Source organism: Nonomuraea bangladeshensis (assembly GCF_039529455.1).
Taxonomy (GTDB): Bacteria; Actinomycetota; Actinomycetes; order Streptosporangiales; family Streptosporangiaceae; genus Nonomuraea; species Nonomuraea bangladeshensis.
On the sequence record NZ_BAAAMV010000007.1, the window covers coordinates 665,840 to 686,224 of the forward strand.

The 20,385-nt window shown below is 72.7% G+C and carries 19 protein-coding genes; 7 read left to right on the top strand and 12 right to left on the bottom strand.

All coding sequences use genetic code 11. The features are described 5' to 3' along the window. Positions 1-12 precede the first annotated feature (12 nt). Both ABD292_RS25925 and ABD292_RS25930 read left to right on the top strand, forming a co-directional pair. Complete coding sequence (locus ABD292_RS25925) at positions 13-933, top strand: LysR family transcriptional regulator (RefSeq protein WP_344211572.1); 921 nt, start codon at positions 13-15, stop codon at positions 931-933. A gap of 69 nt (positions 934-1,002) precedes the next feature. After that, entirely contained in the window at positions 1,003-1,404 is a 402-nt protein-coding gene (locus ABD292_RS25930; RefSeq protein ID WP_344211574.1) for a hypothetical protein, read from the top strand. Between the two features lie 9 nt (positions 1,405-1,413). On the opposite strand, the gene ABD292_RS25935 is transcribed toward ABD292_RS25930, so the two are convergent. Beyond that, positions 1,414-3,162, bottom strand: a complete 1,749-nt coding sequence (locus tag ABD292_RS25935) for a YfjP family GTPase (protein WP_344211576.1) — start codon at positions 3,160-3,162, stop codon at positions 1,414-1,416. Next, on the bottom strand, positions 3,159-4,961 hold the full coding sequence (locus ABD292_RS25940) for an ABC transporter (protein ID WP_344211578.1): 1,803 nt from the start codon (positions 4,959-4,961) through the stop codon (positions 3,159-3,161). The genes ABD292_RS25935 and ABD292_RS25940 overlap by 4 nt, the downstream gene beginning before the upstream one ends. 109 nt (positions 4,962-5,070) lie before the next feature. On the opposite strand from ABD292_RS25940, the gene ABD292_RS25945 reads away from it, so the two are divergent. After that, positions 5,071-5,622 carry a GntR family transcriptional regulator gene (locus ABD292_RS25945; protein WP_344211580.1) on the top strand — a complete coding sequence of 184 codons (552 nt, stop codon included), beginning with the start codon at positions 5,071-5,073 and terminating at the stop codon, positions 5,620-5,622. A gap of 4 nt (positions 5,623-5,626) precedes the next feature. Beyond that, positions 5,627-6,400, top strand: a complete 774-nt coding sequence (locus tag ABD292_RS25950) for a GntR family transcriptional regulator (protein ID WP_344211582.1) — start codon at positions 5,627-5,629, stop codon at positions 6,398-6,400. Here ABD292_RS25950 and ABD292_RS25955 read toward each other — a convergent pair. From ABD292_RS25955 to lhgO, 4 genes are all read right to left on the bottom strand, one after another. Further along, on the bottom strand, positions 6,367-7,026 hold the full coding sequence (locus ABD292_RS25955) for a response regulator transcription factor (RefSeq protein ID WP_344211661.1): 660 nt from the start codon (positions 7,024-7,026) through the stop codon (positions 6,367-6,369). The genes ABD292_RS25950 and ABD292_RS25955 overlap by 34 nt on opposite strands. A 65-nt stretch (positions 7,027-7,091) precedes the next feature. Continuing rightward, the gene (locus ABD292_RS25960; RefSeq protein ID WP_344211584.1) at positions 7,092-8,474 is read right to left on the bottom strand and encodes a sensor histidine kinase; all 1,383 of its coding nucleotides are present in this window, start codon (positions 8,472-8,474) and stop codon (positions 7,092-7,094) included. 29 nt (positions 8,475-8,503) lie between these two features. Next, positions 8,504-9,202: a response regulator transcription factor gene (locus tag ABD292_RS25965; RefSeq protein WP_344211586.1), complete on the bottom strand. Its 699-nt coding sequence runs from the start codon at positions 9,200-9,202 to the stop codon at positions 8,504-8,506. Between the two features lie 10 nt (positions 9,203-9,212). Next, a complete protein-coding gene (lhgO, locus tag ABD292_RS25970) occupies positions 9,213-10,403 on the bottom strand; it encodes an L-2-hydroxyglutarate oxidase (protein ID WP_344211588.1) in 1,191 nt (396 codons plus the stop codon). Positions 10,404-10,475: 72 nt separating this feature from the next. Here lhgO and ABD292_RS25975 point away from each other — a divergent pair, with 72 nt between their 5' ends. Then, positions 10,476-10,853, top strand: coding sequence for a hypothetical protein (locus ABD292_RS25975; RefSeq protein ID WP_344211590.1), 378 nt, complete (start codon positions 10,476-10,478; stop codon positions 10,851-10,853). Positions 10,854-10,918: 65 nt separating this feature from the next. Here the strand turns inward: ABD292_RS25975 and ABD292_RS25980 are convergent, their stop codons facing one another. After that, positions 10,919-11,962 carry a hypothetical protein gene (locus ABD292_RS25980; RefSeq protein ID WP_344211592.1) on the bottom strand — a complete coding sequence of 348 codons (1,044 nt, stop codon included), beginning with the start codon at positions 11,960-11,962 and terminating at the stop codon, positions 10,919-10,921. 75 nt (positions 11,963-12,037) lie between these two features. On the opposite strand from ABD292_RS25980, the gene ABD292_RS25985 reads away from it, so the two are divergent. After that, positions 12,038-13,006, top strand: a complete 969-nt coding sequence (locus ABD292_RS25985) for an aldo/keto reductase (RefSeq protein WP_091092816.1) — start codon at positions 12,038-12,040, stop codon at positions 13,004-13,006. Between the two features lie 97 nt (positions 13,007-13,103). Here the strand turns inward: ABD292_RS25985 and thpR are convergent, their stop codons facing one another. The 4 genes from thpR to ABD292_RS26005 form a co-directional block, all read right to left on the bottom strand. Then, positions 13,104-13,661, bottom strand: coding sequence for an RNA 2',3'-cyclic phosphodiesterase (gene thpR, locus ABD292_RS25990; protein ID WP_344211594.1), 558 nt, complete (start codon positions 13,659-13,661; stop codon positions 13,104-13,106). 39 nt (positions 13,662-13,700) lie between these two features. Next, positions 13,701-14,924, bottom strand: coding sequence for an MFS transporter (locus ABD292_RS25995; protein WP_344211596.1), 1,224 nt, complete (start codon positions 14,922-14,924; stop codon positions 13,701-13,703). A gap of 23 nt (positions 14,925-14,947) precedes the next feature. Continuing rightward, complete coding sequence (locus ABD292_RS26000; RefSeq protein ID WP_329589302.1) at positions 14,948-15,400, bottom strand: MarR family winged helix-turn-helix transcriptional regulator; 453 nt, start codon at positions 15,398-15,400, stop codon at positions 14,948-14,950. 127 nt (positions 15,401-15,527) lie between these two features. Further along, positions 15,528-16,982 (bottom strand): NCS2 family permease, encoded by a 1,455-nt coding sequence (locus ABD292_RS26005; RefSeq protein ID WP_344211599.1) that lies wholly within the window; start codon positions 16,980-16,982, stop codon positions 15,528-15,530. 84 nt (positions 16,983-17,066) lie between these two features. On the opposite strand from ABD292_RS26005, the gene ABD292_RS26010 reads away from it, so the two are divergent. After that, positions 17,067-17,276: a DUF2530 domain-containing protein gene (locus ABD292_RS26010; protein ID WP_344211601.1), complete on the top strand. Its 210-nt coding sequence runs from the start codon at positions 17,067-17,069 to the stop codon at positions 17,274-17,276. 39 nt (positions 17,277-17,315) lie between these two features. Here ABD292_RS26010 and ABD292_RS26015 read toward each other — a convergent pair whose 3' ends face one another. After that, entirely contained in the window at positions 17,316-20,351 is a 3,036-nt protein-coding gene (locus ABD292_RS26015) for a sacsin N-terminal ATP-binding-like domain-containing protein (protein WP_344211603.1), read from the bottom strand. Between the last annotated feature and the right edge of the window lie 34 nt (positions 20,352-20,385).

Below are 20,385 nucleotides of genomic sequence, written 5' to 3' on the forward strand. Positions count from 1 at the left end.
ATCCTCACCTGCGTGATAGACACGCGGCGGCTGCGCACGCTCCGTGCCGTGGCCGACCACGGCACGGTCACCGCCGCGGCGGCCGCGCTGCACCTCACGCCGTCGGCCGTGTCGCAGCAGCTCGTGGCCCTGGAGCACGAGGTGGGGCACCGGCTGTTCAACCGCGACGGGCGCGGCGTGCGGCTCACCGCGGTCGGCCGGATCATGCTCGGGCACGCCAACGAGGTGCTGGCCCAGCTCGAACGGGCCCGTGCCGACGTGGCCGCGTACGCGGCGGGCGAGGCCGGCGAGGTGACCGTGGCCTGCTTCGCCACGGCGATCAGCGCCGTGCTCTCCCCCGCGATCGCGGCGCTGCGCGCGAGCGCGCCCGGCATCCAGGTGCGGGTGCTCGACGCCGAGGGCGACCAGGGGCTCGCCATGCTGCTCGACTCGGCGGCCGACCTCGCGGTCGCGGTCGAGTACCGCGGGGCGCCCGACGCCGCCGACGGGCGGCTGTCCCGGCTGCCGCTGTACGCCGAGCCGTTCGACCTGGTGCTGCCCCGGGGCCATCCGCTCGCGGACTCGGCCACGCTGGTGTCGCTGTCCGCCGAGCGGTGGATCGGGCCCTATCCCGGCAACCCGGTGCACGACGTGATCACGTTCGCCTGCCAGCAGGCGGGCTTCACGCCTAACGTCGCCCACTGCTCCGACGACTTCCGCGCCGTAGTGGCGCTGGTCGGGGCGGGGGCCGGGGTGGCGCTGGTGCCCCGGCTGGCGCTCCGGGACATGGCTCCCGCCGGGGTGGTCGTGTGCCGTACGCAGGGGGCGGCCGAGCGGCGGGTCTTCGCGGCCGTGCGGCGGGGGGCCGACTCGCATCCGGTGGTGCGGCCGGTGCTGGCGGCGTTGCGGGAGGTGGCGTCCTCGATCGGCGGCACCCAGCCCGATACATCCTGATTTAACGGCGCATTGGTGCCCTATCGTTGATCTTCACATCGGATCACATCGAAGGAATCCCGAGTGCGCATGATCAAGCGGAGTGCGACCCTCTCCCTCGGCCTCGCGACCGCCCTCGCCGCGTCGGTGACCCTGAGCGGCCCGGCCGCCGCGGCGTCCACGCCCATCGGCGCGTGCGGCGGCGGCAGCTACCACGTCATCGACAGCCACGCCTATGGATCCAGCGCCGTCACGTACCTGCTCTACAACGGAACCACCAACTGCGTGGTGACGTGGAAGACGGGCGCGGCGGGCAACAGCACGTACGTGCGCGCCGTGATCTGGCCGTACGGCGGAGAGGGCAAGGTGGACGCGGACAACTACCGCTACTACGCCGGGCCGGTCAAGGTCAACGCGGCCGGCAAGTGCGTCAAGTGGGGCGGCACGTACGGCGGCACGTGGTGGGAGAGCGACTGGGAGCACTGCGGCTGACCCCGGCCCTCACACCTCGGCGCGGGCCAGGCGGAGCGCCTCGGTGAAGCGGGCGTGCCGGTCCAGCTCCGCGCGTACCGGCTCCAGCACGAGCCGATCGCTCACCTCGGCGATGGCCGTCCGCAACGCCTTCCCCGTACGGCGGGCGCGGCGGCGGCCACCCAGCCAGGCCAGCAGCCGGGACAGCAGCGCGACCAGCACCCCCGCCAGCGCCCCGCCCGCCAGCAGCACCGTCGGCCACGGGACCGGCCCGGCGGTGGGCAGTGGCGGCTGGGGCAGGCGCAGATAGTCCATCCCGAACAGCACCCCCAGCCAGAGCGCGCCCGCCAGCATGGCCGCGAACACCAGCCACTGCAGCGCGTTCACCGCGCTCCACCAGCGGGGGCGGCGGGTCGCGTCGAGCGAGGTCGTGGCGATCGCGCGGTCCACCGCGTCCATCAGCTCGGTGGCGTGGGAGCGGGCCGCGTGGCGCACCGCCGTCGCCCAGGGGCCGGGCAGGCCGGTGGCGGCGGACTCGCCGACGTCCCTGAGCGCGGTCTCGACCTGCGCCCGCTGCACGGCGGACGCGCCCGGCACGGACGTCCGCCCGACGATCTCCGCGTCCCCTGGCGAGGGGAGCTGGGGGCGCGCGTTCTGGACCGCCGTCGTCCCCAGGCGGAGCCGGCGCAGCGGGTCGGGGCGGAAGCGCCGCAGCCAGCGGGTGACCGGCCAGCCGGTCGCCACCACGGCCCGGTGCCGATGCCCCTTGGCCACGGCCTCCACCACCAGCGGCACCCCTGCGGCCCGCGCCAGCGCCTCCCTGAGCCCCTTGTCGACCCCCTTGCCGAGTCCTCTCCCAGGCCCCTGCTCCGGCCCCCTCCCAGGTCCCTTCTCCAGCCCCCTCCCAGACCCCTGCTCCAGCCCCCTCCCAGACCCCTGCTCCAGCGCCGGGACCTCGCCCCCGCCCCCGCCCCCGCCCTCGGCCGCACCCAGGTGGGCGGCGGCCGCGGCGACGTCGGCGCCCAGGCGTGCCGCCCAGGACGCGCGGGCCGCGACCCGCTCCCCCAGCACCTCCCGGAGCCCGGCCATCCCCTCACCGGTACGCGCCGAGACCGCCAGCACCGGGACGTCCGCCAACCCGTCGCCCTCCAGCAACCGCCGCAGGTCGCCGACGCAACGCTCGACGGCCTGCGGCGGCAGCCGGTCGACCTGGTTGAGCACCACCAGCATCACGTCCCGGTGCCCGGCCAGCGGCCGCAGGTAGCGCTCGTGCAGCGCCGCGTCCGCGTACTTCTGCGGATCCACCACCCACACCAGCAGATCGACCAGCTCCACCAGGCGATCCACCTCCAGCCGATGGGAGAGCCGGATGGAGTCGTGGTCGGGCAGGTCCAGCAGGACGAGCCCGGACCCGTCCGCGTCCGCGGCGGAGTGGCGGTGCGGGACGTCCAGCCAGTCGAGCAGCGGGCCCGCGCCCTCGCCGTCCCAGAGCGCCGCCTGCGCGGTCGAGGTCGTGGGCCGGGTGACGCCGACCGCCGCCAGCTCCTGCCCCGCCAGCGCGTTGTAGAGGGACGACTTGCCGCTGCCGGTGGCCCCGGCCAGCGCGGCCACGGTGTGGTCGAGGGACAGACCGGCCCGCGCTCCCGCCCGTTCGGCGACGGCCCGCGCGGCGGTCACCGCCTCCTCGGGCAGCCGGCCGTCGCCGAGCGTGGCCGCCTCCAGCAGCGCGCTCACCCGCGTGTCGAGGGACGGCCCCTCCTTGCGCCGCAGCAGCTTCACCGGCCCTCCTCCTCGGCGCCGGACTGGACCGGCAGCTCCATGGTGGCGGCGGGCTGCCACGCCCCTGGAGGGAGCGCCGGCTCCACGGCCGACGCCGGGAGGTCGGCGCGCCGCGCCCGCTGGGCCCTGATCTCGGCAAGGGCCTCGTCGAGCTGCTCGGCCGTGCCCTTCGGCGGTTCGGCGGACTCCAGGAGGGCGTCGAAGCGGGCCGCCTCCTCCGCCAGCAGGACGCGGACCCGTTCGCGCAGGTCCTCGCGGGCCGTGACGGTCAGCGTACGGACCGCCTGGTCGCCGAAGACGGCCTCCAGCACCTTCTGCGACAGCACGCTCGTGCCGCCCGCGATCCCCACCTCGATGCCGGTCAGCCCGCCCGTGGAGGCGAACACCCCCAGCATGAGCAGCAGCCCCGCCCCGTTCACCCCGAACGAGGCCACCCGTGCCGCGGTGCGCCGCTCGGCGCCCTCGTCGCGTACGAGGTCGAGCACGAACTCCTGCCAGCCGCGCACCGCCGCCTCCGCCCGCCTGCCGAGGTCGGGCGAGGCCCGCCCGAGCCGGGCCGACTCGACGGCCCCGAGCCGGTCGAGCAGCCCCGCGCCGCCGGGCGCCGCGGACCAGCCCTCCAGCGCCCGCTCGGCGGACCCGTCGGCGGCTCCACGGATCAGCGACTCGACGCCGCTCTCCAGGGCCTCCTTGAGCTGCGTCTCCGGCATCCGGCCGGTGAAGAAGCCCACAATGCGGTCGCGGAGCCAGCCGACGCGGCTCTCCAGCGTACGCATGAGGTCGCCGGTGCCGATGAAGTCCTGCCAGCGGGCCAGCACCTCGCCGCGCAGCAGCGAGCCGTCGCGCATGCCGCCGTCGAAGTCGGCGAGGCCGCCCGCGTACGCGTTCGCGACGATCGCGCGCAGCCCGTCGAAGCCCGCCTGCTGCCTCGCGACCGCCGTGGCCAGGGCGGGCACCCGGGTCTCCAGGCTGTCCAGCGCGCCGGAGAGCGTCTGGCGTACGACGCGGGCGCGCTCGGCGGCGTCCTCGGCCAGCCCGTTGAGCCAGGAGGCGATGGGGCGTACGTACTCCTCGGGCAGGCGCGCCTTCTCGTCCGGCAGGGCCGCCTCGGGGACGGTGAACAGGCGGGTGCCGTCGAGCCCGTTCTCGTCGAGCAGCCGGTTGAGGTCGCGGGCCACCGGCTCGATCGCCTCCCGCGACACCCGGTCGAGCACCACGGCGAGGGCCGTGCTCCGTTCGCGGGCCGAACGCAGGAAGCTCCACGGCACCTCGTCGGCGTACCGGGCGGCGGTCGTGACGAACAGCCACAGATCGGCGGCGGCGAGAAGCTGCGCGGCCAGCTCCCGGTTGGCGGTGACGACGGAGTCGATGTCGGGCGCGTCGAGCAGCGCCAGCCCGGCCCCGACCGCGTCGGAGGTCACCACGCGCAGCGCGCCGGGGCCCTCGCCGGTGGCGCGGGACAGCCCGGGGAGCACGTTCTGCCCCATGAACCAGGGCCGGTCGGCCGGGTTGACCACGAGCGTGGGGGTCAGCGTGGTGGGCCGCAGCACGCCCGGCTCGGCCACGTCCGCGCCGACCAGCGAGTTGACCAGCGTGGACTTGCCCGCCCCGGTGGAGCCGCCGACGACGGCCAGCAGCGGCGCGTCGATCGCCCGCAGCCGCGGCAGCAGGTAGTCGTCGAGCTGCCCGGTCAGCTCGCGCAACGCCCGCCGGTCCGCCGCCGCCTCGCCGATCGCCAGCGGGAACAGCTCGCGGTCCAGCGGCCGGCGCAATGCCTCCAACGCGCCCAGCAGATCCATACGCCTCACGCTACCCACGCGGGGGCCGATTCAGCGGTGCCATGTGGGGAGCGTCGCGGTGCGGAGCGGTACCGTGACACCTCTCGGATCTCGACCTCGTGGAGGACTCGTGTCGGACACGGGCTGGACCGACATCTCCGCCCCTTACCTGCGGCCTCGCCGCGCCGGCGACCCGGACGCCTGGACAGCGGAGGCGGAGGCGCACGGCCACGTCGGGACGAACCAGCTACGCGGCGTGGAGGAGGTCAGTCCTCCACAGGCGGTGGCCGACGCCTTGCGGCTCGGCCCCGGGGACACCGCGATCGTCCGGCGGAGGCTGGTGCTGCTGGACGGGCGGCCGACGGAGCTGGCCGACTCCTACTATCCCGTCGGGATCGCGGGCGGCACGAGGCTCGCCGAGTCCCGCAAGATCCCTGGCGGAGCCGTCACCCTGCTGGCCGAGCTCGGCTATCGGCCGCACAAGGTCGAGGAACGGGTCACCGCCCGCCCCTCGACGGAGCCCGAGCAGGCCGTGCTCGGCCTCCGCCCGCAGGACTGGGTCCTGGTCCTCACCAGGGTGTCGCGTACGAGCGCCGGGACCCCGTACGAGGTCAGCGTGATGACGATGGTCGCCGACGGGCGCGAGCTGCGTTACGAGATGACCATCAGCAAGGAGACGTGACAGCTTGGCAAGGCGGCCCGACCCACGCCCTCGTCATCAGCAGATCGCGGCGGAGCTGCGAGCCGAGATCATGTCCGGCGCACTGCGACCAGGTGAGCAGTTGCCTTCGACGCCGCAGTTGGTCGGCCGGTTCGAGGCGGCGAACGCGACGATCCAGCGAGCCCTTCAGTCCCTGAAGGACGAGGGTTTCGTCCGTGGTCATGCAGGCAAAGGCGTGTTCGTACGAGAACGCCGGCAGTTCGTCGTCGAGGCCACCGCCTACAAGCCGCCGACCACGGGTGGCTACAGCTACGAACTGCTTGAGGTGAGCGAGACGCCGCCGCCGTACGACGTAGCGACGGCACTCGCGACACCTGACGGCGAGAACGTCGTCCTGCGCCACCGCCTGCTGCTGCACGACGGCGAGCCGGTGGAGCTGTCGTGGTCGTACTATCCGCTCGACATCGCCGCCGACAGCCCCTTGAGCAGCCGTAAGAAGATCCGGGGCGGTGCGCCGCAGGCACTCGCGGACCTCGGCTTCCCCGAGCGGCGTTTCGAGGACCGCATCTCGGTACGGCAACCGACCCTCGATGAGGCCGAGGGTCTGGACCTGCCGGCCGATGTGCCCGTCTTCCGGCAGTTCCGGATGGTCTACAGCGATTCGGGACGGCCGGTCGAGGTCTCGATTCTGATCAAGGGCGGCCATCTCTACGAGCTGTCGTACCGTGACCAACCCGCGGAGGGCCGACCCGACGCCCCGGACCGTCAGGGGCCGGGCGGCGGTTCGCGGAGCACGTAGCCGACGCTGCGCAGGGTGTGGATGAGCCGTGGCTCGACGTCGTCCACCTTTCGCCGCAGGTAGGACACGTACGACTCCACCACCCCGGCGTCCCCGCCGAAGTCGTAGTTCCAGACGTGGTCGAGGATCTGCGCCTTCGACAGCACCCGCCCGGCGTTGACCATGAAGTAGTGCAGCAGCTTGAACTCGGTCGGCGACAGGCGCACCGACCGGCCGCCGCGCCAGACCTCGCGGGAGTCCTCGTCCAGCTCCAGGTCGGCGACCTTGAGCCGGGTGGCGGGCGCGCCGTCGACGCGGGTGCGCCGGAGCACGGCCCGGATGCGGGCCTGCACCTCCTCCAGGCTGAACGGCTTGGTCACGTAGTCGTCGCCCACCCGCAGGCCCGCGATCTTGTCCTCGGTGGCGTCGCGGGCGGTGAGGAAGAGCACGGGCGCGTCGATGCGCTTGGCGACCTCCAGGCCGTCGAGGTCGGGAAGCATCACGTCGAGGACCACGAGGTCGGGCGAGGCGCGTTCGGCGACCTCGACGGCCTCCTGCCCGTCGGCGGCGGTCAGGACCTCGAACCCGGAGAAGCGCAGGCTGGCGGAGAGCAGGTCCCTGATGCTGGGTTCGTCGTCCACCACCATGATCAGCGCCTCGGGTTTCGTCACCTACTTACAGTGACAAAACGACCTGAGGGTTAGCTGAACGGTCACTCCAAAGCTAGTGGGAGTTCGACCCGGAACGTGGAGCCGTCCTCGACGGTGCTGGTCACGGTGACCTCGCCGCCGTGGGCCCGTACGAGTGCCTGGACGATGGCGAGGCCGAGCCCGCTGCCCCGTTCCTCGGTCGAGCGGCGGCGGGCGCGGGCGCTGTCGGCCCGGTAGAAGCGTTCGAAGACGTGCTCGACCTGCTCGGGGGTGAGTCCGGGGCCCTGGTCGGCGACCTCCAGGAAGACCTGCTCGCCGCCGGCGCCGACCCGGACGATGATCGGCGAGGCGGGCTCGGTGTGGACGATGGCGTTGGTGACGAGGTTGCTGACCACCTGGCGCAGGCGTACCTCGTCGCCGGAGACGATCAGGGCCGCGCCGCCGACGACGTCGAGCTTGATCGTACGGTCGGGCGCGATGATCCGGGCGTCCTGCACGGCGTCGGCGGCCAGCGCCAGCATGTCCACGGGGCGCATCCGCAGCGGCCGCTGCTGGTCCACCCTGGCCAGCAGGAGCAGGTCGTCCACCAGCAGGCTCATCCGGCCGGCCGCCTTCTCCACGCGCTGCATGAGCTCGACGGGGTCGGCGCCGGGGTTCTGGCGGGCGTACTCGGCGAAGCCGCGGATGGAGGTGAGCGGGGTGCGCAGCTCGTGGGAGGCGTCGCCGACGAACTGCCGCATGCGGTCCTCGGAGCGCCGGGCGGCCTCCTCGGAGGCCGAACGGGCGGCGAAGGCGGCCTCGATCTGGGCGAGCATGCCATTGAGCGACCTCGCCAGGCTGCCCACCTCGGTACGGGGGTCGGCGTCGGGGACCCGGCGCCCCAGCTCGCCGCCGGCGATGGCCTCGGCGGTGCGCTCGATCTGGGCGAGCGGGCGCATGCTGCGCCGGACGATGGTGACGCCCACGACGGCGAGGATGAGCAGGCTGCCGCCGCCGCCCAGCAGCTCGATGAGCACGAGCCGCTTGGTGATCGCGTCGACCTCCTCCAGGTCCACCGCGACGACGAGCGTGGTGCGATGCACCTGCCGCTGCAGCACCCGCCATTCGCCGTCGCCGCTGGAGGCGAGGGCGGTGTAGGCGTCCTGGCCGGGGGCGCTGCCGAGGAGGGGCTTGGGCTTGGCGTCCACGTCGCGGTCGGTCAGCATCGGCACGAAGTCGCCGCCGGGCTCCTTGACCAGGACGATCGCGTCCGACTCGATGAGGATCGGCCGCTCGGGGGTCTCCCTGTCGTTGCGCCGGTCGTTGACGATCTTCTTGTGCATGCGCTCGCTGAGCAGCGTGAGCTGCCCGTCCACGCGGTCGATGAGGTAGCCGTGCAGCACCGACACGCTGACCAGGCCGATGAAGACCATGCCGAAGCCGAGCAGCGCCAGCATGGACGCCATCAGCTTGATCCTCAGCGGCAGCCGGGTCATCAGGAGCTCGGGGGCAGGCGCAGCACGTACCCGACGCCCCGCAGGGTGTGGATGAGGCGGGGGCTCCGGTTGTCGATCTTGCGGCGGAGCACGGACACGTACGACTCGACGATGCCCACCTCGCCGCGGAAGTCGTAGTCCCAGACGTGGTCGAGGATCTGCGGCTTGGACAGGACGCGCCCGGCGTTCGTCATGAAGTAGCGCAGCAGCTTGAACTCGGTCGGCGACAGCGGCACGGCGGTGCCCCCGCGCCACACCTCGTGGCTCTCCTCGTCCAGCTCGATGTCGGCGAACGTGAGCCGCGGCGGCGCGGCCGGCAGGTCGCCGCTGGTACGGCGGAGCACCGCGTGGATGCGCGCGATCACCTCCTCCAGGCTGAACGGCTTGGTCACGTAGTCGTCGCCGCCGATCGTGAGGCCGCGGATCTTGTCCTCGGTCTCGTCACGGGCGGTCAGGAACACCACCGGCGTGTGCAGCCCGCCGCCGCGCAGCCGCCTGACGATCTCGAAACCGTCCAGGTCGGGCAGCATGACGTCGAGCACGACCAGGTCGGGGCGGTGTCGTTGCACGGAGGCGACGGCGTCGACGCCGCTCTTCGCCGTGGTCACGTCGAAACCCGCGAACCTGAGGCTCGCGGCGAGGAGTTCGAGGATGTTGGGGTCGTCCTCGACGATCAGCAGGCGTGATTCCATCACCATAAGGATGCCTTTAACGGACGAGTGCTGGGACAATTCCGGCAACATGCCTGGCGATCGCCAGGCTCGACGTGGCCGCGGGCGACGGGGCGTTGCGGACCAGCACGACGTTGCCGTGCACGTCCACGACGAAGTCGTCCACCAGCCGGCCGTCCCTGGCCACGGCCTGGGCGCGGACGCCGCCGGGCGCGCGTACGAGGTCGGCGCCGCTCAGCTCGGGCACGTAGCGGCGGGCGGCCCGGACGAAGGCGCCCTTGGCGAGGCTGCCGCGCACCTCCTTGATCCCGGTGCGCCAGTGCTGCCGGGCCAGGCGGAGGGTGCCGGGCCAACCAAGAATTTGCCGGATATTTCCGAACTTGCGCCAGTTGTAGCCCTCGTACGCGAGCGCCAGCACCGCGTTCGGCCCCACCAGCACCTCGCCGCCGACCGTACGGGTCAGGTGCACCCCCAGGAACGGATAGCGCGGATCGGGCACCGGATAGATCAGCCCGCGTACGAGCTCCTTCGCCGCGCCCTGGAGCGCGTAGTACTCACCACGGAACGGGACGATCCGCACCTCCCCCGGCCGCCCGGCCATCGCGGCCACGGCGTCCGTGCCGAGCCCGCCGCAGACCACCAGGCGGTCGAAGGTGAAGATCCGGCGGGCGGCCAGCACCTGCACGCCGCCCGCGCGCTCGCGAATGCCGCGGACGGGGTGCGCGAGGCGTACGGACCCGCCCAGCTCCTCGACGTCCTCGGCGAGGCGGCGGGCGACGGCGGGGAAGTCGCAGATCGCCGTGTGCGGGGAGTGCACCGCGCCGACGCCCACCGCGTGCGGCTCGACCTCGCGCAGCCCGAGAGCGTCCAGCTCGGCGATGCCGGGGACGCCGTTCGCGCGGGCCCGCTCGGCCAGCGCGGCGAGACCTGCCCGCTCGGCGTGGGTGCTCGCCACGACGAGCTTGCCCACCTCCTCGTACGGCAGCCCGTGCGCCGCGCAGTAGTCCTTGAGCAGCGCCACGCCCTCCCGGCACAGCCTGGCCTTGAGCGAGCCGGGCGGGTAGTAGATGCCCGCGTGGACGACGCCGCTGTTGTGCCCGGTCTGGTGGACGGCGACGCCGTCCTCCTTCTCCAGCACCGTCACCTCGGCGCCCCGGGTGGCGGCGAGCTCGCGCGCCACCGCCAGCCCGACGATCCCGGCGCCCACGATCCCGATTCTCTCCGTCACATGACCGATTTTCCCGGCTTACCGCCCGTCCCCGCCATATCAGGACGAATCGAACATGAGTACGATGCCGATATGTACGTCCCGCCCGAGTGGCCCGCCGAGGTCCGACCGCCCAGCGTCCCCGACTGGGAGACCTCGGCCGTGGCCTGGCTGCTCGACGCGGTCCCGCCCGACTACCGCGCCTACGAGGTGCTGCGCCGCCACCCCGTGGCCCTGGCCAGCATGGCCAGGCACCACGTGCACTCGGCGGTCGAGGCCGCCCGCGCCGGCTACCGCGCCGCCGCCGTCGACCTCAAGGGCCACCTGCCGCCGCACGCCATCGAGGCGGTGCTCGACGCCTACCGGCAGGAGGGCCCGCGGCTGGTCCGGCTGTCGCGCTCGATCGAGGTGGTGGAGCGGGCGCTGCGCGGCGACATGTTCACCGCGACCATGCGCGGCGGCGGCCGCTGAGGCCGGTCAGGTGGTCGGCTGAGGTCGGTCAGGCGGTCCGCCGGGCGATGTCGGTGACGGCCGCCTCAGGCGGTCCGGCGGGCGATGAAGGTGATCACGCCGATGGCCGTCGCCGCCGCGGCGAGCCAGATGAGCACGTCCTTCAGCGCCAGCCCGCCCCCCGCCGCACTGTCCGCCTGCGCGTCCATGCCGCTCTCGGCCTTGGCCGGGCTGTGGGTGGGGGTGGGGGTGGGCGCAGGAGTGGCGCCCGGCGAGGCGGAGGCCAGCGCGCGGGCGGGCAGCGGCACCCGGTAGACCGGGCTCCGCGCCCCCTCGCTGCCGGTGAGCAGGGCCTTGCCGTCCGCCGTGAACGCGATCGACTCCGCCTGCTCCAGTTGCGGCATCGTCACCCTCGCGATCGTCTCGCCCGAGGGCTTGTAGAGGGTGGCGGAGAAGTAGGTGCGCACGACGTACGAGGAGCCGTCCGGCGCGTACGCCGCGTCCGTCGCCATGATGGGCGCGGTGGCCACCCTGCGCAGCACGTTCGTCCGGTCGGTGCGCAGCGTCTTCGGCGCGGCGTAGACCGAGCCCGCGAACTCCTTGGACACCACGTAGAGCCGCCCGGTCCTCGGGTTGACCATGATGCCCTCGGCGTTGCGCGCGCCGTCGGCGTAGCGGAACCGGTAGCGGACGGCGGGCAGCGTGGCGTCGCCGAGCCGCTGCGGCTCCATCACCTTGTAGATCGACACGTCGGGCCAGGCGCCGTCGAGGTTGTCGCCGATGTCGGCGAACCAGAGCACGCCGCGCCCGGTGCGCGGGTCCTTGCTCGCGGCCATCGCCTCCCAGTCGCGCGCCTCCGCGCCGCGCAGCTGGTACGTCGCCCGGGTGCGCCCCTCGCCGTCCACCGCGTAGAACGTCGGGGCGGCGGCGCTGTCGTTGTGCGTGTAGTAGATGCCAGGATGGGTGGGCGACACCGCCAGGCCGCTGGACTCGGTGATCCTCGGGTCCTTGAACGTGAAGAGCTTCTCCATCCGCTCGTCGTCGTCGGCCGCCGCCGCATGGACGGGCACGACGGCCAGGCAACAGGCCGCGAACACGGCCGCGAGCATCCGGATCAAGGCATCCCCCACGCCGCCATCATGCCCCACCGGCGCGCCGGGAAGCGTCTGGCCTGGAGTGCGCTCCAGGTCTTTAGGGTTGGATCCATGGACTATGTCAACCTCGGACGCAGTGGCCTTCAGGTCAGCCCCCTCTGCCTCGGCACCATGAACTTCGGCCCGCAGACTTCGGAGGAAGACTCCTTCGCGATCATGGATCGGGCCCTGGAGCTGGGCATCAACTTCTTCGACACCGCCAACGTCTACGGCTGGAAGCTGGGCGAGGGCATCACCGAGAACATCATCGGCAGGTGGTTCGCCCAGGGCGGCGGGCGGCGCGAGAAGACCGTCATCGCGACCAAGCTCTACGGCGGCATGAGCGAGTGGCCGAACGACAGCAAGCTGTCGGCGCTCAACATCCGCCGGGCCTGCGACGCCTCGCTGAAGCGCATGCAGACCGACTACATCGACATCTACCAGGCGCACCACGTCGACAGGAACACCCCGTTCGAGGAGTTCTGGGAGGCGATGGAGGTCCTGCGCCAGCAGGGCAAGATCCTCTACGTCGGCTCCTCGAACTTCGCCGGCTGGCACATCGCCAAGGCCCAGGAGACCGCCGCCCGGCGCAACTTCCTCGGCCTGGTCAGCGAGCAGTCCCACTACAACCTGCTCACCCGCGCGGTCGAGCTGGAGGTGCTGCCCGCCTGCGAGGACTACGGGCTCGGCGTGATCCCGTGGAGCCCGCTGGCCGGCGGCCTGCTGGGCGGCGTGCTCCGCAAGATCGACAAGGGCCGCTCGGCGAGCGAGCAGATCGTCAAGCAGCTGGAGAAGCACCGCGACAAGATCGAGGCGTACGAGAAGCTCTGCGACGAGCTGGGCGAGGACCCGGCGCACGTGGGCCTGGCCTGGCTGCTCAAGCAGCGGGCGGTCACCGCGCCGATCATCGGCCCGCGCACGCTGGAGCAGCTCGAAGGCAGCATGCGCACGCTGGAGATCGAGCTGGACGACGCCGTGCTGACCCGCCTGGACGAGATCTTCCCCGGTCACAGGACCGCGCCGGAGGACTACGCCTGGTAGGGCTCAGGTGAGCAGCGCGCCGAGCACCACGATCAGCAGGAGCAGGCCGAGCACCAGGGGCAGCAGCCAAGGACGAGGACGATCCACGCCCTGGAGCCTAGCCCGGCTCGGCGGGTGCGAGCGCCCATTCGGCGAGTGACTCGTACCTCACCTGCGGTCCGGTACGGCTGCGCACCAGCCGCACCGTCTCCGCCCGCCACGGCGAGCCGCTGAACCCCGACAGCGACTCCACCAGCGGGCGGAGGTCGGTCTCGGTCCTGGCGCGGGCCAGCGTGAGGTGCGGGTGCATGGGTTTGGCGTCGGTCTCGGTGGCCCCGGCGCGGCGGGCCCCGGCGCGTACGGAGTCGGCGAGCCTGGTCATGGAGTCGCCGGTGACGCCGATCCAGAAGACGCGGGCGCGGCGGGCGGACGAGAAGGCGCCGAATCCGGCGAAGGCCAGGTCGAGCGCGTGATGCCGGCGCACGGCGCGGGCCAGGCGGGTCTCCAGCTCGGGCAGCGCCCGCTCGGGCACCTCGCCGAAGAAGCCCAGCGTGATGTGCCAGGTGGCCCGGTCGGGCCAGCGCAGCCCCGGCACCTGCCCGACGTGCGGCGCGATCGCGCGTTCGATCTCGTCCAGCACCTCGTCGGGCGGCACCAGGGCCGCGAAGAGCCTCATGCCAACACATTGTGCCCGCTGGGAGCGGGCGCGGACGGGTCAGGCCATCGCGAGGGTGGGGCGGGAGACCCTGCGGCTGATCAGCCGCGACACCACGACCGCGAGCCCGGTCCCGGCCAGCACCAGCACGCCGGACAGCAGCACCCCGAGGCGCGGCCCGCCGAGCTCCGACAGCCAGCCGACCAGCGGCGCGCCGAGCGGGGCCCCGCCGGTGAAGACCAGCATGTAGATGCCCATCACCCGGCCGCGCATCTCGGCCGACGTGGCGAGCTGCACGCTGGCGTTGGCGGCCGTGTTGACGGTGATCAGCGCGACCCCGGTGGGCACCAGCAGCAGCAGGTAGACCGGGTAGAACGGGGCCAGCGCCGTGAGGATCTGGAACGCCCCGAACCCGATCGCCCCGGCGAACAGCACCTTGTTCGTCAGCTTGGCCCTGCGCGCCGCGAGCAGCGCGCCGCCCAGCGCGCCCACCGCGAACATGCTGGAGGCGAGGCCGAACGACGACGCGCCCGCCTTGAACACCTCGCGCGCCATCAGCGCTATGGACATCGAGAACGACTGCGAGAACATCGACACGAACCCGATGAGCAGCACCGGCAGCAGCAGCTCCTCGCGCCGTACGACGTAGCGCAGGCCCTCGCGGAGCTGCCCCTTCGCCCTAGGCACCGGCTCGGCCGGGTTGAGCTCGGAGGCGCGCATGAACACCAGCGAGGAGATCACCGCGCCGAACGTCAGCGCGTTGACCAGGAAGATGGGGCCGGTGCCGCCGAGCACGTAGATCAGCACGCCGGCGAGCGCCGGGCCGACCACGCGGGCCAGGTTGAAGATGGAGCTGTTGAGCGCGATCGCGTTGGGCAGGTCGCGGCGGCCGACCATCTCGACCACGAACGCCTGCCGGGTCGGCACCTCCACGCAGGAGATCATGCCGAGCAGGAACGCCATCACGTACACGTGCCACACCTGGGCGCTGCCGGTCATCGTCAGCACGCCGATGGTGAGGGCCAGCATGGCCATGAGGCTCTGGGCCGCGACGAGGATGGGGCGCTTCGGGTAGCGGTCGGCGAGCACGCCGCCGAACATGCCGAACAGCAGCATCGGCAGGAACTGCAGCGCGGTCGCCGTGCCGAGCGCCGCCGCGCTGCCGTTGGTCAGGTCGAGCACCAGCCAGTCCTGGGCGGTGCGCTGCAGCCAGGTGCCGACGTTGGAGACGGCGCCACCGGCCGCGAACATGCGGTAGTTGCGAATCCTGAGCGACCGGAACATCCCGGTCCTGGGTTGCTCAGGCTCTATATCCTGCTGAGCTTCTCCAGAATCGGCGCGGCCTGCCTGAGGATCGACTTCTCCTCCGGGGAGAGCTCCTTCAGCCGCTGCGTCAGCCACGCGTCCTTGCGTCGGCGTTCCTCCTTCAGCAGCTTCTGGGCGGCCTCGGTCACGGTCACGGTCACCTGGCGCCGGTCGGTCGGATGCGGGCCACGGGCGACCAGTCCGCGCTCCTCTAGACCGGCGATCACGCGGGTCATCGAGGGCGGTTGCACCTTCTCCAGCTCGGCCAGCTCTCCGGGCGTAATCCCGGAGTGCCGCTCCACGGCGGCGAGCGTCGCGAACTGGGTGGGCGTCAGCGAGTGCGCCGCCGCCTGTCGTCTGAGTCGTCGGTTGAGCCTTGTCAGCGACACGCGCAAGGCTGAAGCCAGACCCGCGTCGCCGCGCAGACCTGTCTTGTGCGGGGTGTTGGTTAGCATGAGTCATTACCTTTGCTAACTATACGGCAGTCCACGATATTTCCCCAACCGTTTAGGCGTCTCACCCCTTGATACCCCGGAGCCGCCCCGCGTGTGCGGGGCGGCTCCGGGCCTGCGTGACGCGCGATCAGATGCCGAGCAGCGCCCGGATCGGACCGATCGCGAAGTAGAGCACGAACAGCACCGCGGTGCCCCACAGCAGCGGGTGCACCTCGCGCGCCTTGCCGCGCACCACCTTGATCAGCACGTAGCTGATGAAGCCGGCGCCGATGCCGTTGGAGACCGAGTAGGTGAACGGCATGATGACGATCGTGAGGAACGCCGGGATGGCCATCTCGTAGTCGTTCCAGTCGATGTCGCGGATCGCGGTCATCATGAGGAAGCCCACGACGACCAGCGCGGGCGCGGCGGCCTCGTACGGCACCACCGTCACGAGCGGCGCGAAGAAGATGGCCACCAGGAACAGCGCCCCGGTCACCACGCTGGCCAGGCCGGTGCGGGCGCCCTCGCCGACGCCGGCCGCCGACTCGATGTAGGTCGTGTTGGAGGAGACGGAGCCCGCGCCGCCCGCCGCCGCGCCGATCGAGTCGACGAGCAGGATCTGCTTGGTACGCGGCAGCATGCCGTCCTCCTGCACCAGCCCCGCCTGCCGGCCGACGCCCACGACCGTGCCCATGGTGTCGAAGAAGTCGGTGATGAGCAGGGTGAAGACGAACAATACGGCCAGCAGGATCGTCACCCGCTGGAAACCGCCGATCGGGTCGAACTCGGCGAACAGCGTCAGCGGGTTGTGGAAGCCGAAGATCTGCTCGGGGACGGTGGGCCGGTTGAGCTGCCAGCCGCCGGGGTTCTCGGCCGAGAAGCTGCCGGCCTTGGTGAGCGCCTCGACGACGATGGCGAGGACCGTGGTGCCGACGATGCCGATGAGGATGGCGCCCTTCACCTTGCGCGCCACCATCGCGGCGGTGGCGAGCAGGCCCACGATGAAGACGAAGATCGGCCACGAGGTGAGGTTGCCGGCGATGCCCAGCTCCAGGGGCGTGCCCTGGGCCTTGCGCACGAAGCCGGCGTCCACGAAGCCGATCAGCGCGATGAACAGGCCGATGCCCACGCTGATGGCGGTCTTGAGCTGGGCGGGGATGGCGTGGAAGACCGCGGTGCGCAGCCCCGTCAGCACCAGGATCGCGATGATGACGCCTTCCAGGAAGACCAGGCCCATGGCCTCTTCCCAGCTCATCACCGTCGCGATGTTGAAGGTCACGAAGGCGTTGAGCCCGAGCCCGGCCGCCATCGCGAAGGGCACCTTGCCGATGACGCCCATGAGGATCGTCATCACGCCGGCCACGAAGGCGGTGCCGGCGGCCACCAGCGCGATGTTGGGCGCGCTGCCGTCGCCGATGTACTCGCCGTCGATGTCCTTGCCGGTGGCGATGATCAACGGGTTCAGCACCACGATGTACGCCATCGTGAAGAAGGTGGCCAGACCGCCCCGGACTTCCCGGGAGACGGTCGATCCTCGCGCGGTGATCGCGAAGAAGCGGTCCAGTGCGGATCGGGGTTCAGTGTTCTTTGTGTCGCTCACGACGCGAAGGGTGACAGTATGGGATGACCTGCGGAAAGTGTCAGTAATACGATCGAGACACTATTGGAAGCTAGGCTGAACCACGTGAAGCAGTGGCACCCCGACCCAGAGCCGATCAAGACCAACGACGTCGCCGCCGTCGGCGTCGGCACGGCCCTCTGGGCCGTCGCCCTGGTCGTCCTGTTGATCTTCCGTCCCGCACCCGGGAACGAGTGGTGGATCTGGACCTGCGTCACGGGAGTGGCGTTCGGCTTCCTCGGGATGTGGATGGTGCGCCGCCCCCGCGACAACTAGCCTCAGGGGCCCGCCGTCAAGCGGACCCCTGAGACGCGGCTACGACAGGTCGGCCTCGGCCAGCAGCAGCGGCACCGCGTCGGGATCGCGCAGCAGCGCGGCCACCGCGAGCCGGTCGCCCCACTGCCCCGTCGCCCAGGCGAGCCCCCGGGCCAGCCCGTCGACCCCCGTGCAGTGCACGGCGCCCTCGAAGTAGCGCCAGGCGCACTCCACGCCGTCGACCAGCAGCTTCTCGTGCTCGACGTACGTGCCGGGAGCCGCCGGCAGCAGCGAGCGCACCTCGGCCGGCACCTCGCGCACCTCGCCCGCCGAGGTCACCTCACCGGTCGTCAGCTCGCCCGCCAGCGGCAGGTCTAGCAGCTCCGACAGCGACTCGGCCAGGTCGTAAGGGGCCAGCACCAGCGGCCGGTCGGCGACGAGCTGCAGCAGGTCGGGCGCCTCCACGACCACGGCGTCCTCGGCCGCCGCCACCACGATCGACCCGCGCAGCACCGCCCGCACCCGCGACGGCGGCGCCACCCGCTCGGGATCGACGCCGGCCAGCGCCACCCACAGCGCGCGCAACTGGGCCCGGTCGACCTCGACGGACTCGTCGGCCATGAGGTCGAGCAGCTCCTCGGGGCCGCCGTGCGAGGCCAGCAGCTCGGCCAGTGTGGTGCGGACGCCGATCATCGACAGCGCCCCCTCGTCGAGCCCCGCGGGCGCGTCGGCGTAGAGGCCCTGCAGCAGCGGGTCCGCGCCGGGCAGGCGCAGCTCCAGCGGCTTGCGCCCGTCGAGCACCGGATGGCGGGCCAGCCACCACGCGGTGTAGGACGGCACCTCGACGCCCGCGATCCGCAGCGGGTGGAGCGCGGCCCGCAGCGGCGGCCTGGCCAGCAGCGCCAGCGCCGCCGGCCAGTCGGCGACCAATTCCAGGTCGCGCACGGCCGTGAACTCGGGGATCAGCGGGGGCACGTCGAGCTCGGGCAGCAGGTCGAGCACGTGGTCGAGCCAGTCGACCTCGCCGTCGAGGTCGTGGTCGCACTCGTCGGGATCGAGCAGGACGTCCTCGTCGTGGACGACCGCGAACCCGTCGAGCACGCCCGCCGCGGCCAGCACCCGCGAGCCGTACGTCTCCTCCAGCGCCGCCGAGGCGATGCCCAGGTGGCCGCCGGGCTCCAGCACGCCGGCCAGCGCGCCGTCGGCCAGCATGAGCTCACCGGCCGGGTAGAGCTCGCCGTCGGCGGCCGGCAGGGCCAGCTCGGCCAGCCAGGGCGCCTCCCCCGGCGCCAGCCCGGCGGCCTGGACGAGCGAGAGCACGGCCCGCGCCACCGGCTCGGGCTCTGGGCTGTCGAGCGACTGCGCCACCGCGGCCTTGGTCAGCGGGTCCTCCAGGACCGTACGCGGCGTGGCCTCGGCCGCCCCCAGCCGCAGCAGCGCCGGGTGGGCCGCCTCCGGGTGCACGATGCGCAGCCCGAGCGGCGTCAGGTCGAGCTCGGCCCCGCCGTCGGACAGGATGAGCGTGCCGCGCGGCCCGCGCACCACGCGCCCGTCGGCGAGCGGCACCGGCAGCGCGCCCAGCGACTCGGGGTCGTCGACGGGCAGCACCTCGTACAGCGAACGCCACCAGGACGGCTCGCGCCCCTCCACGGCCTCGCCCGACAGCAGGTCGACCACGTCGGCCAGCTCGACCCGGCGCACACCGAGCGCGGTCATCGCCGGATGGCGCGGCGGCCAGCCGGCCGGCAGCAGGCCGGGCACGAAAGCGGCGACCGTGGCCAGCAGCTCGGCCGACCCGGCGGCCAGCACGGCCGCCTCGCGGCCGCTCACCACCCAGCCGCCCGCCTCCGGCTCGGGCGCGGGCTGCTCGACCTGCCAGGCGGCGTCGGGCTCGTAGACCTCGGCGTCGGCGAACGACGGCGTCTGCACGGCAGGCGCGGGCGCGGACAGGGCGGGCAGCAGGGGCGTGCCCGGCAGCCGGTCCAGCACGGCCCGCCGGATCCTGGCGTCCAGCTCTCCCTTGCCCATGAACGCGGGCACCAGGTCGAGCAGCTTGGACGTGCGGGGCAGCTCGCGCAGCAGCCGGACGTAGGCGTCGGCCGCCTTCCCGACGAGGAAGTCGGCCAGCGGCCCCTTGGCGACGTGCCGCCGGTCGGTGGCCATCGGGAACGAGGCGATCAGCAGCGCGGGCAGGTCGAGCGGCTCGTCGCTCGGCGTGGGCGCGTGCACCACGGGCGGCACGCTCGCGGGCAGCGGCCCCGGCTCGCCGGTGCCGGTGACGGGTACCGCCCAGCGCAGCGACCAGAAGGGGCGGGACCGCTCCTCGGTGGGACGGTCCGCGAACAGCGCGGCCACCTGCTCGGGCGTGAACTCCCCGGAGTCGGAGACCACGTGCCAGCCGTCGGCGACGACCCTGCGCGTCTCGCCCTCGACGTCGATCTCGATGAGCTCCAGCGCGGGCAGGCCGAGCAGCAGCGCCGGGCTGGTCTCGGCCAGCATCCGCCGCACCGCCTCGACCGTGGCCGCGTCGCGCAGCGGCAGGCGTACGAGCGTGTCGAAGCCCTCCGGGATGTCGACCAGGGGCGGCTCGTCGAACGGCAGCCGCAGCAGCGGCACGTGCCCCGAGCGGTCGGCCAGCTCGCCGGCCAGCGCGGGGATCTCCGCGACCAGCGCCGCGGTGTCGGTGCGCGACCAGCGCACCGCCTCGAAGCCGCGCGAGCCGATGGACGGCGCGTCGGTCACCGAGACCACCGCGGCGAACCCGACGCCGAAGCGCCCGGCCGCGCCCGCCTCGTCGCGCTTGCCGGAGGCCCGCAGCGTGGAAAGGCTCTGCACGCCGGTCGCGTCGAGCGGGGCGCCGGTGTTGGCCGCGGTCAGCACGTCGCCCCGCAACGTCAGCCGCAGCACCCCTGGCACGCCCGCGCGCAGGGCCGCGTCGGCGGCGTTCTGCGCCAGCTCGACGATCAGCCGGTCGCGGTAGCCGCCGAGCGCGAAGTCCTCCTCGGCGTTGGCGTCCTCGCGGAACCTGGCGGGCGAGGCAGTCCACGCGGCGAGGACGGCGGCCCGCATCCGGTCACAGCCAAAGGTGTCGGTCATCGATCACGATCCTGATGAGGTTGAGGGTGGGCCA

Coding starts and splice junctions, on each gene's coding strand:
- ABD292_RS25930 (WP_344211574.1), top strand. CDS start 1,003: ATGATCAAGCGGAGTGCGACCCTCTCCCTCGGCCTCGCGACCGCCCTC.
- ABD292_RS25940 (WP_344211578.1), bottom strand. CDS start 4,961: ATGGATCTGCTGGGCGCGTTGGAGGCATTGCGCCGGCCGCTGGACCGC.
- ABD292_RS25955 (WP_344211661.1), bottom strand. CDS start 7,026: ATGGTGGTGGACGACGAACCCAGCATCAGGGACCTGCTCTCCGCCAGC.
- ABD292_RS25960 (WP_344211584.1), bottom strand. CDS start 8,474: ATGGCGTCCATGCTGGCGCTGCTCGGCTTCGGCATGGTCTTCATCGGC.
- ABD292_RS25965 (WP_344211586.1), bottom strand. CDS start 9,202: ATGGTGATGGAATCACGCCTGCTGATCGTCGAGGACGACCCCAACATC.
- ABD292_RS25975 (WP_344211590.1), top strand. CDS start 10,476: ATGTACGTCCCGCCCGAGTGGCCCGCCGAGGTCCGACCGCCCAGCGTC.
- ABD292_RS25985 (WP_091092816.1), top strand. CDS start 12,038: ATGGACTATGTCAACCTCGGACGCAGTGGCCTTCAGGTCAGCCCCCTC.
- thpR (WP_344211594.1), bottom strand. CDS start 13,661: ATGAGGCTCTTCGCGGCCCTGGTGCCGCCCGACGAGGTGCTGGACGAG.
- ABD292_RS25995 (WP_344211596.1), bottom strand. CDS start 14,924: ATGTTCCGGTCGCTCAGGATTCGCAACTACCGCATGTTCGCGGCCGGT.
- ABD292_RS26000 (WP_329589302.1), bottom strand. CDS start 15,400: ATGCTAACCAACACCCCGCACAAGACAGGTCTGCGCGGCGACGCGGGT.
- ABD292_RS26015 (WP_344211603.1), bottom strand. CDS start 20,351: ATGACCGACACCTTTGGCTGTGACCGGATGCGGGCCGCCGTCCTCGCC.